The sequence below is a fragment of the Paenibacillus rigui genome, assembly GCF_002234615.1.
Classification (GTDB): domain Bacteria; phylum Bacillota; class Bacilli; order Paenibacillales; family NBRC-103111; genus Paenibacillus_S; species Paenibacillus_S rigui.
Genome location: NZ_NMQW01000004.1, coordinates 75,930 through 92,006, shown reverse-complemented (window position 1 = coordinate 92,006; position 16,077 = coordinate 75,930). Strand labels below are relative to the sequence as shown.

Below are 16,077 nucleotides of genomic sequence, written 5' to 3'. Positions count from 1 at the left end.
CTTGACGCTGAGCGCCGTATCGTCGGACTTGAGCGTAGCGACGGTGAAGGTGACGGGAACGAAGCTGGAGGTAACGCCTCTCGCTGTCGGTACATCGCACATCACAGTGAAGGCTGAGGACGGCAAAGGCGGCAAGGCGGATGCATCGTTCGTCATGAATGTCACTGCGCCGCCGGCAGTGAATCATAAACCTGAACTTCAGACGGTTCCGGATCAAACGTTACAAATCGGTAGTTCTGCAAAAGAATTGGATTTAAGTACGTATCTGCAGGACCTTGATGGAGATCCGTTGACCGTTAGTGCAGCTGCGCAAAACCCATCCATCGCCACGGTGACGGTGACGGGGAATAAGCTGACCCTAAGCCCTGTCGGTGTCGGACAGACTGTAATTAACGTGAGTGCGGACGATCTTCGTGGCGGCACGGCGACAGGAATGATTCAGGTGACGGTTGAATCCGCCTCCGCAACGAATCACAATCCGGAAGTCGTCAGTTCGATCTCCACACAAGTTCTAACGTCAACTGTGACCAACGATCGTACCTATGATTTATCGCAATTATTCAGCGATGCAGATGGGGATACGCTTCAGTATACTGTGACTTCGGATTTGCCAGACGCTGTGAATGCAACGGTTTCCGGGGACACGCTCACCCTATCGCCTGGCATCCAAGCCGGCAGTGCTAAAGTAACTGTTACAGCGAACGACAGCCATGGAGGCACGGAGTCTTATGCCTTTACGGTCCGCAACGCACCTTTAGTTGCTAACGGTTTTGTTGCTTATCGTACGAAGCAAGGGGTGGCCGATTTCTCGTACGATCTCTCTGCTTTTTTCCCGAATCAGTCGTCCTTTGAAGTGTATAAAGGAACCCCGGACTCAACATTGAGCGGGCCCACGACGAAAAATGGAAAAATCATTTCTCTTGTAAATGATGGTACTTATACTTGGGTGATCGGTTCGGATGGGAAGGCTGTTGTCATCCAAGTGATCGTAGATCCTCAAGGTACTCCGGAAATGTTCTTCAGTGAGTATCTGGATGGGGGAGACGGTCGAATTGCCGTCGAGCTTTACTATAAAGGGGATGGGGATCCCAATCATAAGGCTGTAGGCTATCAGATTGAGGTATATCAATGGATGACAAAGACCAATACGATGAAGGTCACATCCAAAACTCTGTTTGACAGTTGGCCAGAGGTGCCTTATATCTTCATAGATTCCATTTTTTATGATGTATTTGATATTACCAACATTTCTTATTATAACGACGAATTAGACTTGTATAATCCGACGGAGTATAATACCGTCGCTCTGGTGCTGAAAAAAGACGGTCAAATCATTGATGTCCTGGGAGACCCGAGTTCCCATGATTCATTCATGCCAACCGGAGGGACGATTGTGCGCAAGCAGGGAATTTATACAGGGTCCAAAGCCTTTACCGGTCAAGGGGAATGGGTAACTTATCCTAAGGGGACTTTCCAATATTTGGGTTCCCACTCACTGTAGTGGAATGAATGTAATGAAAGCTGTTGTAACTTAGTTAACAGAGATAGGAGCGCGCTCCTGTCTCTAACCTACCAAACGAGGTGCCGTATGCATAAAGTTGTATCGAAACTACTTCTTATGACGATTGTCGTATTGTTAGTTCAGCCATTGTTCCTAGAGAGAGTGCAGGCGGGTGCAGGTAATCCGGTCGTTCCAGCTTCCGTATGGGAGCAGCAGGCAGTTGGGCAAGTGACAAATAATTTAAGAGGAATCATCTATTCAGAAGAAAAAGGACTGTACATAGCCGTAGGCTCCGAAGGGGCCGTTCTAAGCTCTGCTGATGCGGTTCACTGGGTCAAGGGAACCCCTGTAACGGATAAACAATTGAATGGTGTGACGTACGGAAATGGTAAATTCGTTGCTGTAGGGGAGCAGGGGACGGTCTTAACCTCCGCCAATGGGACCGATTGGACCGGCAAGCAGTTAACGAATAATGAGCCCATGTTCCAGGGCATAGCATTTGGTGCCAATAAATTTGTAGCCGTAGGTGTAGATGGAGACGGGTTCTCCTCACTGTTTACTTCGGATGATGGGGTGAATTGGACGGATCATTCCTTCGATTTACTAAGTGATACTCCTCCTGAAGCAGCATTGCGTGGAATCACATTTAACGGCAATCATTTTACGATTGAGGGATTTGCCAGCGAGTACATATCGGAAGATGGGATTCATTGGAGTGCTACGGGTACTTTTTCAGATGCATATCATGGCTACTTTTTAGAAGATGCTCAACAAGTGTTGTCTATTGGGGGAGATTTTGCGGCAGGAGGACAAGCCAATCTGACCAATTCCTATAGAAGCACAACGGAGCCTTTGTACGGCTTAGCTTACGGACAAGATCGATTTGTTGCCGTGGGGGGTAAGGGAGCCACAGTCAAGTTTAACCTTGTAAAGAATGGTTCAAATTACGAGTTTGAAGACCCTAACGTAGATATGGCGTACATTCAAGAGCCTTCCGATGAGAAAGCAGATTTACGTGCGGTTGTGTACGTCAATGCAGTTGGAAGATTTGTTACGGTAGGTGACCAAGGGTACATTGGGATTCTTAAGGCATCGGATATCCAGGGTTTAACCTGGGTGCCGGGTGAAATTGGGGGTACAAGCATGCCGTCGGGGCTTGCGACTGGAAACTGGAAATATATAGTTTCCCCCTCTGTTGTCCCAAGGCCTAATCAAGGAGATTCGGCTCAAAATTACACGAATGCATTGACGTCTATGACGCATGTGTCCGTTCATTCGGGACAGTATATTTATGTCGCCCAAGTGGACGATCAGAATCGAATTATCGCATGGGCTGAATATGCAGTTAACGATGCAAATATTAAGACTACATATAATATTAAGGATGTTGCTGTACTTCCAGCTGTAACGAACGTAGTCCATGGAGCGGCCAAAACAGCCGGAGCGCTGGGCTTGCCGCAGCAAGTGGAAGTGACACTGGACGACAATAGCAAGGCTCTGGCGGGAGTGGAATGGACGCTGGATTCAAGCGTAAGCTACGATCCGTCAGGCAAACAGGAGCAGACGTTCCAGGTAACAGGCACGTTGATCAACCTTCCTGCGAATGTGACGAATACCTTAAACAAACAGGCATCCGTTCAGGTGACGGTCCAAGCGGCTGCACTGAACTCTACTGCACGATTAGCGGCATTAACGGTTTCCGAGGGGAATCTGCAGCCCGCTTTCCAGAAGGAAGTACAAAGCTATGAAGTGCAAGTGGCTTATGATGTAACTAAGGTAACCGTAACCGCATCGGTCTATGATGCCGATTCCACTTTATCCGTGAGCGGGGCTACGTATGCGGAGAAAACCGGTTCGTCTTACGTGGTCACAATGCCAATTGCTGTGGGAGACAATTTGTTTACCCTAACGGTTACTGCACAGGACCAGCATACGCAAACGAGCTATCAGCTGTTAGTTCATCGTGAAGATGTTGAGGATGAGGTGAAAGAGACATTAAGCACCTTGCGTATCGGGTATGCCCCTGGAGACAGCTGGGAAAGTGTAACCAAGTCAGTAACACTAGCCAATCAGGTTCACAATGTGGCTGTAACATGGCAGTCAAGCAATCCACAGTTTGTTACTGCTTCCGGTCAGGTGAATCGTCCGGCAAGTAAGGACGAAAATATTATTTTGACGGCCGTGGTCAATAAAGCGGGATTCCAGGGACAACGTACCTTTCTTCTGGTTGTGAAAAAAGGGTCCGTCCAGGTCGCTCAAGAAATAAACCGTATGGCACCGGTTCGAGTAGGTGAAGACGGAACGGCTGTAGATCAGACGGTTGTCACAAGGAAAACGATGTCGGATGGAACCAAGGTAGATAAGGTAGATATCGATGCTGCCCAAGCTCAAACTGCATTGGGCCAAGCTGCAGCACACAATAAATCCATTGTGCGTCTGGTTGTGGAGGAAGTGCCTAATGATGCTGCGGATCAAGTAGCTTTCGGGATATCTTCAGAAGCATACTCCCTTTTTGCCAATATAGTGGATTATGCCATTGAAACCGAGGAAGCCAGCATCGTTCTTCCTAAGAACACATTGGAAGCTTTAAAAGCAGAAGGGAATGACCTCTTTTTTCATTTTGTTCCCGTTCGTCATCCACAGGATGCGCAACAATGGATACAGCGGGCTGCGGCGGATAATCTCGTCAAGCAGGAGGCGGGCAATCGCATCGTAAAACAAGTAGGAACTCCGATGACGATTGAAACGAACTACCCTGCCAATCATGAAACGAAGTTGATTTTCCCGTTATCCAAATTGAACGCACCATCGAATGCCGATGCGCAGGCGGCTTATCTCAGCTCTTTGTATATCTACATTGAGCATAGTGACGGGGAGAAAGAGTTCAAGCGGGGAACAGTAGAGAAAGATGCTTCAGGAAAGATTACGGGGCTTTCGGTCATCATTCAAAAATTCAGTACCTTTACGGTGCTTGCGCTGGATAATCCCACGTCCTCAGGTACGGGCACAAAGCGTCACTCCTCTAGTACTACAGGAAATGGAGAGGCAGTACAAACGCCTGTGGTGACGCCGGAGGAACCTAAAGTAAATGAAGTACACTTGGTAAAACATACAGCTTACATGAATGGCTTCTCTGATCATAAATTCCATCCGGAGCAATCCGCCACGCGGGCTGAGCTCGCTGCTGTCCTATGGCGTCTAATTTCAATTGATCCGTCTCAGGAACCAATATCGGAGAAGGAAAGCTATGTGGATGTCACTCGGACGCATTGGGCATATTCCGCAATTGAAGGGCTTCACGCAAAAGGAATTATGCTCGGCACTGACGAAGGGAAGTTTGAACCGGATCGACCGCTGACCCGGGCGGAGTTTGCTGTATTGGCAGTTCGTTGGAAGCAGCTTAAAGGAGGTTCTATACCTGCATTCGCGGATGTACAGGGACATTGGGCTGAGGCGGAAATTGCTGCTCTAGCGGATTCAGGCTTCGTGCACGGCTATGAGGATGGACTCTTTCACCCGAATACGAATGTGAGCCGGGCGGAAGTGGTGACGTGGTTAAACCGATTGATGAATCGGGGACCATTGACCGGTACACCTGCCCCAACATGGGATGATGTTCCGGTGAGCCATTGGGCTTATGGGGATATAGAAGAAGCATCCCGTAGTCACGCGGCTAAGCTGGCTCCAACCGTTGGAGAGCAGTGGCAGAGTAATTAAGTTCCATATTGTACTAGAGGGGCTGTTCCAAAAGCTATGGCTTTTGGGGCGGCCTCTTTGCGTCTCTCTAAAAATGAGCTTCTAAAAATCCGATAAAAGGTGTGAAACCCGTCTTGATGTTTTTTAGTTAATCTATCAAGGAAACTATCGTATTCTCTACCAGACTTTGCTAGTATGATTCATGGGAAATATCAATGGGAGATATAAGGAGGAAGTGAAGACGTTGGGTATAAAAAGGAAAATTACAAATCTGTTCATGCTGGTTATTTTTAGTTTGGGGACGGTTATCGCGGTTCCGTTAACCGTGTTTGCGGCGCCGCAGACGAGTATTACTTCGGTTCCACCGCTTCTATCGAATAACTCAACCGCATTGTTCCAATTTATGACCGATACCGGTGTGAGCTTCGAATGCAGCTTGGATGGAGCGGCGTATACTCCATGTACATCTCCGATAAGTCTCATCGGATTGGCAGAGGGGAGCCACAATTTCGGGGTACGAGCTTGGGACGGGGCTGCTTTAGATCCCTCGCCGGCATTCTATTCCTGGACGATAGACCTGACTCCTCCTGCGGTCCCGGTCGTAGTCGCGCCGCCGAACGGCTCAAAGACGAACAATACTACACCGACGATAACGGGAACGGCGGAACCCGCCAGCATGGTGTCGGTCAAGGTGGATGGAACCGCAGTGGGAATGGTGACAGCGGATGCGGCCGGCAATTGGTCGTTCACGTTGGCTGCCTCATTAGCAGACGGACCCCATACTTCACTTGCGGCTGCATCCGATGCTGCAGGTAATATGAGTCCCAATTCCAACACCGTTACCTTTACCGTAGATACAACAGCTCCCGCTGCGCCAGTAGTAATAGCACCGGCGAACGGTTCGACGACGAACGACTCGACGCCGACGATATCGGGGATGGCGGAAGCAAATAGCACCGTGTCCGTGAAGGTGGACGGAGCCGCAGTGGGGACGGCGACAGCGGATGCATCGGGCAACTGGTCGTTCACGTTGGTTGTCTCATTAGCAGACGGATCCCATACTTCACTTGCGTCTGCATCCGACGCCGTAGGTAATATGAGTCCCAATTCCAACACCGTTACCTTTACCGTCGATGCAACAGCTCCCGCTGCGCCAGTAGTAACAGCACCGGCGAACGGTTCAAAGACGAACGACTCGAAGCCGACGATCACGGGGACGGCGGAAGCAAATAGCACCGTGTCCGTGAAGGTAGACGGAGCCGCAGTGGGGACGGTGGCAGCGGATGCATCGGGCAATTGGTCGCTCACGTTGGCCGCCGCATTAGCAGATGGCCCCCATGCTTCAATCGCAACGGCAGCAGATGCCGTAGGCAATATGAGTCCCAATTCCAACACCGTTACCTTTACCGTCGATACGACAGCTCCGGTTGCGCCAGTAGTAACAGCACCGGCGAACGGTTCGACGACGAACGACTCGACGCCGACGATCTTGGGGACGGCGGAAGCGAGCAGTACCGTGTCCGTGAAGGTGGACGGAGCCGCAGTGGGGACGGTGGCAGCGGATGCATCGGGCAACTGGTCGTTCACGTTGGTCGCCGCATTAGCAGATGGCTCCCATGCTTCAATCGCAACGGCAACAGATGCCGTAGGCAATATAAGTCCGAATTCCACCCCGGTCACCTTTACCGTCGATACGATAGCTCCAGCCGCTCCGGTTGTTACCGTGCCGGTGGACGGTTCCACGACGAACGACTCGACACCGACGATATCGGGGACGGCAGAAGCAAACATCACCGTGTCCGTGAAGGTAGACGGAGCCGCAGTGGGGACGGTGGCAGCGGATGCATCGGGCAACTGGTCGCTCACGTTGGCTGCTCCATTAGCAGACGGCCCCCATACTTCACTTGCGGCTGCATCCGATGCCGCAGGCAATATGAGTCCCAATTCCAACACCGTTACCTTTACCGTCGATACGACAGCTCCGGCAGCTCCGGTTATTACGGCGCCGGCGAACGGTTCGACGACGAACGACTCGACGCCGACGATCTCGGGGACGGCGGAAGTAAACAGCACCGTGTCCGTGAAGGTAGACGGAACCGCAGTGGGAACGGTGGCAGCGGATGCATCGGGTAACTGGTCGTTCACGTTGGCTGCTGCATTAACAGACGGACCTCATGCTTCAATCGCAACGGCAGCAGATGCCTTAGGCAATATAAGTCCGAATTCTACCCCGGTCACTTTTACGGTCGATACGACAGCTCCAGCCGCTCCGGTTGTTACCGTGCCGGTGGACGGTTCGACGACGAACGACTCGACACCGACGATATCGGGGACGGCGGAAGCAAACAGCGCCGTGTCCGTGAAGGTAGATGGAGCCGCAGTGGGGACGGTGGCAGCAGACGGTACAGGAAGTTGGTTGATCACGCTGGTTGCTCCTTTGGCAGACGGCCTGCATAGTTCAAACGCAACGGCAGCAGATGCCGCAGGCAATATGAGTCCGGTTTCCGCCCCGGTCACCTTCACAGTGGATGTGGCAGCGCCTGCGGCCCCGGTTATCACAAATCCGGCGAATGGCTCGGTGACGAACGATTCAACGCCAACGATCTCGGGAACAGCTGAAGCAAATAGCGTGGTAACGGTCAAGGTGGACGGAGCCGCAGTCGGAACACCGGCAGCGGACGGAACGGGCAATTGGGTATTCACGCTGGTTGCTCCGCTGGCGGACGGTCCGCATACTGCAATTGCGGCTGCAGCAGATGCTGTAGGCAACCCGAGTGCAAATTCCAACAGCATAACCTTTACTGTCGATACGACAGCCCCGGGGGTCCCGGTCATTACAGTCCCGGCGAACGGCTCGGCAACGAATGACTCGACGCCTGCGATCTCGGGAACAGCTGAAGCAAATAGTGTGGTAACGGTCAAGGTGGACGGAGTCGCGGCGGGAACATCGACAGCAGATGGTACGGGCAGCTGGCTATTTACGCCGGTTACTCCATTAGCGGGAGGCCCGCATACTGCAGCTGCAGCTGCAGCGGATGCTGTGGGCAATGTGAGTGCCGATTCCAATACGGTTAGCTTTACCGTGACGATACCTGTTTCATCGTCTGATGATGATTCATCCTCTTCTTCATCGTCATCCTCTTCTCCAGCTGCACCGGCATCGGAGGAGAAGCCGGCGTTAATCCGGTTATCGGCTGCAGCAGGAGGCAAGGAGCTTGCGTTGACGCCTGTCTTTTCACAGACAATTTATGTTTACCGCGCCGAAGTCAACGAAGAGGAGGCGGAAATCCGCGGGGAGCGTTCGAGCGCCAGTCTTACCTTCAAGCTTAATGGTGAAGAGTGGAACGGGATAAGCAAAGTAAAGCTGACCGAAGGCCACAATATTTTTGCGATTGAGCTTTCTTCGCCAGGCGGCCTAAAACAAACGTATACATTGAACTTGCATCGGAACGTAATCCGCCCCGGAAACGGGAATGGTTGTCCTTTTATCGATTTGATCGGTCACTGGTCTGAATCCGAGGTTTGCGAGGCGTATACGCATCAAATTGTACAGGGATACGATGCTGCCCATTTTGTGCCTGACAATAAAATTACGCGAGCCGAATTTGTGACACTGCTGCTGCGCGTACATATTGTAGATACGCAAGCCCTCTCGGCGGGCGTTCCAGTATTCAAGGATCAAGAGTTGCTGCCTGAGTGGTCAAAAGAGGCCGTCCACAAAGGAACGGCAGTCGGCATCATTGAAGGGTACCCTGACGGGGCCTTCCGGCCAAATAATGAAATTAGCCGTGCCGAAATGGCGGTTTTGCTGTCCAAATCCTTTCAATGGAAAGCGGAGCCCGGCCCAACGATATTTAAGGATGATGCAGCGATTCCTGAATGGGCCAGGTCTGAAGTCAAGGCCGCTAATACGCAGAATGTCCTGAATGGCCGTGCGGGCGGGAATTTCGCTGCGGATGGTCAGGCGACGAGAGCGGAAGCGGCGGTTGCCTTGCTACGAGTATGGAAAGAACTGCACAAAACGGATGCACCCCAGCCATAAGTGCTTTCCGGGCAAAAGTCTGAACCGGCATAGAAGGCTGCTCGGTCATGTTGTCAACCTGTAGAGGGTGCGGCCTTCACCATAAAGTACCCAAATTCATTCTGAATCATCAGGCAAGCCCTTTGGGCTTGTCTTTCTTTTACGTTGCGGTTATTCTTAGGGGCGTCATACAAATAGCGGTACGGAGACTTTTAACCGATCGGCTGCGTTTAAGATGGCAAAGGGGGAGACTCTCATGAAAAATGGAGTAACAAGAATGGTGGCTGCCATTCTGTTTATGTTAGCCTTGACGGCGTGCCAGAAAGCCGATCTGTCACCGAACGGGGGGCGTGCTTCGCTGCCGCCGAAAGCAAGTTACCCCTCGGAAAAGGCGATAGGGCAGGGAGATGTGGTGGACGTTCACGGGAAATACACGAATTTAGAGCGATGGGACCAGTTTGTGAAGGATGTCGAAGGCAAGAAAGCAGGGAAGGTACGGATTACTCGATACACGATTGAGGGCGATCCGATCATTTATGACCTTGCCTACGATAACGGGAGAATCAAGTACGAGTTCGACAACTCGATGGACACGTTCGCCGGACAAGGCAAGGGTAAAGCATCCGCCACATGCCAAAGCATCGAGAAGAAGCAAGAGGCGAACGGGACGATGTATTCGCTTGAAGGCTGTTCTTCCTCTACAGGCGAAACGTTCGGGTTTCTGGTGCAGCGGGAAAAATAGCTTATACGCGCTTGCCGGCATCTGCCGGGCTTCGTCCTTAGGAGCATTTTCCCAAAGAGTTCCTATGTTAAGCTAAGCGCATCCTTTGTTGTTCCGTGACTAACCTGGTTTGTGGCAGGTTAAGTTTGGGTGGTATGCGAACGTATGTATGTTATAATAAGGGGAATGGGATAAAAAGGAAGGGTGGGTGTCCAATGTCCAAATTCGGTTTGTACAATAAATTTATGACCAAAGAAGGCAAGCGCGATGAGTTGGTCGGGATTTTGCTGGAAGCGGCGGCTTCGATGGAGCAGGTGACGGATTGCGAGATTTATAGTGTGAATGTATCCGACAACGAGCCGGAGTCCGTGTGGGTCTACGAGGTATGGAGCAGTGCCGGGGCACATCAGGCTTCACTGTCGCTGGAAGGGGCTGCGGCGCTCATTGGTCGGGCGATGCCGCTTATCGCTGGAGTGGAGCGGATTCATACGCTGACTCCAGTCGGGGGGAAAGGGATTTCCTGACGATAGGATAAAAAACGCAAGGACGGGTGTGCTGCTGACCCCGTTCTTGCGTTTTTTGCAGCATGATCGTTGTTCATTAGCATGCTGTTATACGGATTTTCTTCGACCCATCAAGAGCGAAACGACGAATAAGATGAGGAAGACGACGAACAACACTTTGGCGATCCCCGCCGCTGTGGCGGCGAGTCCGAAGAAGCCCAATACCCCTGCAATAATGGCTACGACCAGAAAAATAAGTGCCCAGTTTAACATAGGTGCCACCTCCTAAAAGTTTTGAGAAGCAAAACTGGCTTCGTAAGCATCAACTTTGTTTGTGAAGCAAACTTGGCTTCGTAAGCGCTTGCTTAGTGGTGTGCCGACAGGCGGGCCGGCTTAGACGATCCCGTTCGGTCCATGTCGGTCGGCCATGTAAATGCCGGTTGACGGTACGACATAGTCGTCACGTCGACGGACTCTGCGATGGGCCTCCATGGAGCCGGAGTCGGTTTCGTCGAACCAGACCATCACCATAATTTTTCCTTGATCCAGCTCTTTCTCGTAATGCTCGGCTTCCGTCTCGGATAGTCCGAGCGATGTCATTTTAGACCTGAGCTGATCACCTCTGGAGCGGAACAGGTTGGCGAACGTGTTGGCGATGCCTTCCTCATACAAGCCGATCTTGTTCGTGTCCGTCAGGCTGGCCAGCCCGTCTACAGTTTTATCATCATGGGCGAGAACGTATATTTCCTCCAATGCATATCCTTCTCGACGGAACGCTCGAATCTCCTCGATTGCCTGCTCTTCACGAGTTACCAATTTCACTTTGCTTTCCATGGGTATCCCTCCTAAGAGTTTTCGCAGAAAACTTACTACGTAAGCATCCGCTGAATTTTCGCAGAAAACTTACTAGGTAAGCATTCCGCTGAGTTTTGAGCTGCTGAGCTGGCGAGGCTTGTGCGAAAGCGTGCTTCCGGAAGCTTTTGGGCCATTGTCAGCATCAGTTCCTTGTAGGTACTGCGCTTTGCCTTACTGGCATGCCCTTTATTAACCGCTTGTCCGGCGCCTGAAACAATGGGTGTTGATTCAACAGGGGCCCTATAAGGTTACATAATAGTGAGAAGAAAGCTATAATGAGAGGAAGCAAAAAGTTAGGGGATATCCGATGAACATCGTAATTGTGGATGACAATCCGGTAAATTTAATGGTAATTGAGAAAATATTGCAGAATGCGGGCTATTCGCATTTCATCAAGCTGTCCTCTGCACTAGAGCTCATGGAACTGTTGAGCGTTGGAAAAGATGCGGGACCCCAGGTCCCGGTAGACCTGATTCTAATGGATATGATGATGCCTGAAATGGATGGTTTGGAAGCATGCCGTTTGTTACAGGAGCAGGACGAACTCAAAGATATTCCAATTATCGTGGTAACGGCTGTCGGCGACTCCAACTTGCTGGCGGAGGCGTTGGAAGCGGGAGCTATTGACTACGTGATGAAGCCGGTCAATAAGGTAGAGCTGATCGCGCGTATTCGTGTGGCGCTGCGGTTGAAATACGAGAAGGACTGGCATAAAGAGAACGAGGCCAGAATCGGGCGGGAGCTGGAGCTGGCAAAGCAGGTACAGCGAAGTGTGCTGAGTGCGCCCATTCATGACAACTGCGTTGAAATCAGCGCATCGTACCACCCGTCGTCCGAGCTGGCCGGCGACCTGTATTCTTGGTACCGGATCGATGAGCATCGATATGGCATTATTTTGCTGGATATGATGGGTCATGGCATTTCTTCCTCGCTGGTGTGCATGTTTATTTCCTCCGTTATGCAGGATACGATTACCCGGTATGTCTCGCCGGAGCTGGTCATCGCCGAGCTGAACCGGTATATGAACCAGCTGAACCGCCGGGACGATGCGATTAATTATTATTTTACGGCCATTTATTTGCTGGTGGATACGCAACGGAAAACGATAGAATATGTGAACGCCGGACATCCGCCCGGCATGCTGTTTGAGGCAGGTAAGCCGGTTGTGTTATTAAATCGCAGCTGTGCTGCGGTCGGATTTTTCGACCAGATGGAAATTATCAAGGGTGTGGCCGCCTACGAGGAACCGATCCGGCTGTTTCTGTATACCGACGGGCTGCTGGAGGCGATCGAGGAAGAAGGACAGGATGAGACAGAGCAGCTGATCACAGGCCTTCGGACTTGCTATGATCAAGATTTAGGCTGCATTATAGACCAGCTGCTTCCACCCGAAATCCGGGATGTGCAGGAGGACGATATTTGCATGGTTATGGTGCGGACGCAATAAGAGCGGTAAGGGCATCCAATGAACAGAAATGGAGCAAGGACGCTATGAAGTTGAAGGAGTCTATACACATCCTGTTGGTAGATGATCAACCTGAAAATTTGCTGGCGCTGGAAGCCATACTCGGTAATGAGGAGTACTGTTTGATCAAAGCGCATTCCGGGGAAGAGGCGCTTCGCTGCTTGCTGACCTATGAATTCGCAGTGATCGTGCTGGATGTTCAGATGCCCGGCATGAACGGGTTCGAGACGGCCAAATGGATCAAGTCCCGGGAGAAAACGAAGGCGGTTCCGATTATTTTTGTGACGGCTGCCGCCTATGGGGAGCAGGATCAATCCTGCACGGCCTATTCCGTCGGCGCAATTGATTATATGGTAAAGCCGATTGTACCGCATGTGCTCAAATCCAAAATCGAAGGCTTCGTTCATATTTATGTGACGCAGCAAAAGCTGCAGCAGCAAACGGCGCTGTTAAACCAAAGGAAGCAGGAGCTTCAGCTGGCAAAGGAGGCGGCCGAGCAAGCAGCCCGGGCCAAAAGCGAATTTCTCGCAATCATGAGCCATGAAATTCGGACGCCGCTGAACGGGGTGCTGGCTATGGCGGATTTGCTGCTGGATACGGCGCTGACAGAAGAACAGCGGGAATTTACAGAAACGATCCGTAAAAGCGGCTCGTCGCTGCTGACCATTTTGAACGATATTCTGGATTTGTCCAAGATTGAGTCGGGCAAAATACAGGTGCAGCAGGAGCTGTTTCATTTGCGCTCGTGTCTGGAGGATGTGAAGGAGTTATTTCACCAGGATGCACGCAAGAAATCGCTGGACGTCCATCTGAGCATTGACGAGGCCGTTCCCGAATGGCTGATCTCGGATGAGGTTCGCTTAAGGCGGATATTGGCGAATTTAATAGGCAATGCGATTAAATTTACCCAGCAGGGAAAGGTTCATTTGGAGGTGAAGCTGGTGAATCGGATGGAGGAGCGGCTTGAGCTTGAATTTAGGGTGGAGGATACGGGAATCGGCATTCCCGAGTCGAAGCGGGGCGTGCTGTTCAAGCCTTTTTCCCAGCTGGATTCCTCTACCACGCGTAAATACGGGGGCACAGGCCTGGGGCTGGCCATCTGTAAAAGCTTGACCGAGCATTTGGGCGGGACGATCCGGCTGGATCCAACTTACGGTCCCGGGGCGAGGTTCTTGTTTACCTTGAATGCCCAGTCTGGAGTTGTATGAATTTAATGCCATGCAATTGAAAAGCAACCGAGGACATGGGGGAGAACCCGGCCCGGTTGCTTTGTTGTTTTTTCGTGTATGCCGCCGATATGTAAGGGGCTTACTTGGTTTTGGATTGAAGCAGCTCCACAAGCTGCTGGCCTGCATTTTTACCGCCTCGAGCCCCTTGTCCGCCTTTCCCATCCTGCGGCTTGCTGCCATCGGCTGAACCGGGTTGGCTTCCTGTAGCGCCCTGGGCTTGCTGGCCGCCGGCTGCCGCACCGTTAGCGTCGGTCGAAGCTTTCGGTGTGGCGGTGGCACTGCCATCTCCCGCTGCTTGCCTCTGTCCTTGTCCTTGACGCTGTGCTCCCCCGGCTCCCTCACCAGGCTTCATATTGCTCATCCGCTCTTTCATTTTGGCGGCGGAATCCTCCATATATTTTTTCTGCTCGGCTGTAAGCTTCTCAGTAAGCTTCGTCTGTGCGTCGCTCGTCAGCTCGCCTTTGGTGATGCTGTCCTGCACGACAGTCAGCATGGATGCTGCCTGATCCTTCGTAATGGCCAACCCGTCCGCCTTATCCATCATAAGCAACGATTGGAAGGTAAAGCTCATTTCCCGTTCCTTCTCGTTCATTTGTGCCGGTTTTTCCTGCTTTGCTGCTTGGGATACATCCTGTTTCGCTGTATCTTGAGAGGCTGTGCTCTGTGCCGCGTTCGCCTGCTTCGCCGTATCCTGCGTTGCCGCCTGCGTTCCGCAGCCGCTTAGCAGTAAAGTCAGCAGCACACCGGCTGCGCCCACTTTTTTATAATCCATATCTCATCCATCCTCCTGATCTGATCCTTCGTCTGTCCCTTCTCTTGTCCATGCTTCGAAAAGGTAACGTCAGTATAAAGAAAGATCCTTAAATCCGCCTGAAGATTGGCTTAAAGGTTGCCTAAATACCCGTAGAATTCGGATATACGCTTAAAATGATAAGCTTATAACCTTTGGCTTCTGCGCTGTATGACGAATGTACGGCCGTTTCTTTGCTTGTACACCGTTATATTTCATCTGCTTTATAATTCATCTCCTTTATGTTTCAACGTCATGCCTATCGTGTAATCATATATTAAGAAGCCATGTAAACCTGCAGGCAGGTACCAATCAGTCGTCCGGCAGGATGCGCTGGGGGTATGCTAGGAGGCTGCAACCCGTTCGAGACTTGCAGTAAGTCATCGTAAGGAGGGGATGGAACATGAAAAGGTTACCTTGGTTGGCGCTTCTGGCAGCATTGTTTATATCTGTTGACGTATGGGCTTTTCATGAAATATATAAAGAGCCTGCTGCACTTCGACCGGCTCCGGCCGCTGCAGCCGCAGTATCCGAGACTTCGGCCGAGCCGCCGCAGTATGCTTCCTTGGCTGCCACGCATTCACAAGCCGACGCAGGAATAACTACAGCGAATATCCAGGCGGCCCCTGCGGTTCCGCAATCGGGCGGACAGAGCCCGCCTTCAGGCGTAGAGTCGCGTTTCAAGCTGACGACGGTTAATGGGCTGTCGTTAGCAGATGATTTAAAAACAATGTATGAAATCAAAGGAGAGCCGCTCTCCATCCAGCGGGATGATGTGCTTCGCTTGTCCAAGGTGTACTCGTATGAGGACTGCAGCATCGGCATGGTAGACGGCTCCATCCAGTATGTTATCGTTTCTGCCGCGGCGGGGAAGATAGAGATCGACGGGCAGGTACTGCCGATCGAGCTTGCCAAGCTGAAGGAACAGCTCGGTACGCCATATTTCATTAGTGAGGACGGTATCGTGTACAAAAATCGCAGCAATGCGCTCAAGCTGTTTCTTGATCCGGATACGGGGGAAATCACAAGCATTCATTATTTTCATGCTACGGCAGAATAAACCGGCAGGCTCCGCACCGAGGTGCATTTCCTGACAGAGCAAGACATCTGTATGGAGCGAAGACGCCTTCCAAACCGCGAAAGAGGTGAGTGGGGCGTTTTTTTGGTTTGGCCGCCGCCGGTAATTCGCCTAGGGATGAATATAAAGAGCCTGAACGGCAGAGGAGCATTCACATCTTTCTGGGCGGATGCATATGTTACCCACGTAAAGCTTAGCGGCATGAACCTCTAATGTGA

General features: G+C 51.5%; 10 protein-coding genes and 1 pseudogene. 8 read left to right on the top strand and 3 right to left on the bottom strand.

The annotated features are described in order from the left end of the window. The 5 genes and pseudogenes from CF651_RS32750 to CF651_RS04560 form a co-directional block, all read left to right on the top strand. Positions 1–1,501 (top strand): annotated as a pseudogene (locus CF651_RS32750) (Ig-like domain-containing protein); the annotation flags it as partial. Positions 1,502–1,588: 87 nt separating this feature from the next. Next, complete coding sequence (locus CF651_RS04580; protein ID WP_094013677.1) at positions 1,589–5,218, top strand: S-layer homology domain-containing protein; 3,630 nt, start codon at positions 1,589–1,591, stop codon at positions 5,216–5,218. 223 nt (positions 5,219–5,441) lie between these two features. Continuing rightward, complete coding sequence (locus CF651_RS31885; RefSeq protein WP_179232683.1) at positions 5,442–9,239, top strand: Ig-like domain-containing protein; 3,798 nt, start codon at positions 5,442–5,444, stop codon at positions 9,237–9,239. Positions 9,240–9,474: 235 nt separating this feature from the next. Continuing rightward, on the top strand, positions 9,475–9,960 hold the full coding sequence (locus tag CF651_RS04565; protein ID WP_179232682.1) for a DUF4362 domain-containing protein: 486 nt from the start codon (positions 9,475–9,477) through the stop codon (positions 9,958–9,960). 194 nt (positions 9,961–10,154) lie between these two features. After that, positions 10,155–10,463 carry a putative quinol monooxygenase gene (locus CF651_RS04560; RefSeq protein WP_094013674.1) on the top strand — a complete coding sequence of 103 codons (309 nt, stop codon included), beginning with the start codon at positions 10,155–10,157 and terminating at the stop codon, positions 10,461–10,463. Positions 10,464–10,550: 87 nt separating this feature from the next. On the opposite strand, the gene CF651_RS04555 is transcribed toward CF651_RS04560, so the two are convergent. Beyond that, the gene (locus tag CF651_RS04555) at positions 10,551–10,715 is read right to left on the bottom strand and encodes a DUF1328 domain-containing protein (protein WP_094013673.1); all 165 of its coding nucleotides are present in this window, start codon (positions 10,713–10,715) and stop codon (positions 10,551–10,553) included. A gap of 120 nt (positions 10,716–10,835) precedes the next feature. Further along, positions 10,836–11,276, bottom strand: a complete 441-nt coding sequence (locus tag CF651_RS04550) for a YflT domain-containing protein (RefSeq protein WP_094013672.1) — start codon at positions 11,274–11,276, stop codon at positions 10,836–10,838. A 328-nt stretch (positions 11,277–11,604) separates the two neighbouring features. Here CF651_RS04550 and CF651_RS04545 point away from each other — a divergent pair, with 328 nt between their 5' ends. Continuing rightward, positions 11,605–12,744: a fused response regulator/phosphatase gene (locus CF651_RS04545; protein ID WP_094013671.1), complete on the top strand. Its 1,140-nt coding sequence runs from the start codon at positions 11,605–11,607 to the stop codon at positions 12,742–12,744. Beyond that, positions 12,717–13,970 carry an ATP-binding protein gene (locus tag CF651_RS04540; RefSeq protein WP_245855690.1) on the top strand — a complete coding sequence of 418 codons (1,254 nt, stop codon included), beginning with the start codon at positions 12,717–12,719 and terminating at the stop codon, positions 13,968–13,970. Before CF651_RS04545 ends, CF651_RS04540 begins: the two co-directional genes overlap by 28 nt. A 100-nt stretch (positions 13,971–14,070) precedes the next feature. Here CF651_RS04540 and CF651_RS04535 read toward each other — a convergent pair whose 3' ends face one another. Next, positions 14,071–14,763 (bottom strand): hypothetical protein, encoded by a 693-nt coding sequence (locus CF651_RS04535; RefSeq protein WP_094013670.1) that lies wholly within the window; start codon positions 14,761–14,763, stop codon positions 14,071–14,073. A 421-nt stretch (positions 14,764–15,184) separates the two neighbouring features. Here CF651_RS04535 and CF651_RS04530 point away from each other — a divergent pair, with 421 nt between their 5' ends. Next, positions 15,185–15,841, top strand: coding sequence for a hypothetical protein (locus CF651_RS04530; RefSeq protein WP_094013669.1), 657 nt, complete (start codon positions 15,185–15,187; stop codon positions 15,839–15,841). Positions 15,842–16,077 lie beyond the last annotated feature (236 nt).

Bases quoted from the DNA above. Each gene is read 5' to 3' on its own strand.
- CF651_RS04580 (WP_094013677.1), top strand. From the start codon at position 1,589: ATGCATAAAGTTGTATCGAAACTACTTCTTATGACGATTGTCGTATTG.
- CF651_RS04565 (WP_179232682.1), top strand. From the start codon at position 9,475: ATGAAAAATGGAGTAACAAGAATGGTGGCTGCCATTCTGTTTATGTTA.
- CF651_RS04560 (WP_094013674.1), top strand. From the start codon at position 10,155: ATGTCCAAATTCGGTTTGTACAATAAATTTATGACCAAAGAAGGCAAG.
- CF651_RS04555 (WP_094013673.1), bottom strand. From the start codon at position 10,715: ATGTTAAACTGGGCACTTATTTTTCTGGTCGTAGCCATTATTGCAGGG.
- CF651_RS04550 (WP_094013672.1), bottom strand. From the start codon at position 11,276: ATGGAAAGCAAAGTGAAATTGGTAACTCGTGAAGAGCAGGCAATCGAG.
- CF651_RS04545 (WP_094013671.1), top strand. From the start codon at position 11,605: ATGAACATCGTAATTGTGGATGACAATCCGGTAAATTTAATGGTAATT.
- CF651_RS04535 (WP_094013670.1), bottom strand. From the start codon at position 14,763: ATGGATTATAAAAAAGTGGGCGCAGCCGGTGTGCTGCTGACTTTACTG.
- CF651_RS04530 (WP_094013669.1), top strand. From the start codon at position 15,185: ATGAAAAGGTTACCTTGGTTGGCGCTTCTGGCAGCATTGTTTATATCT.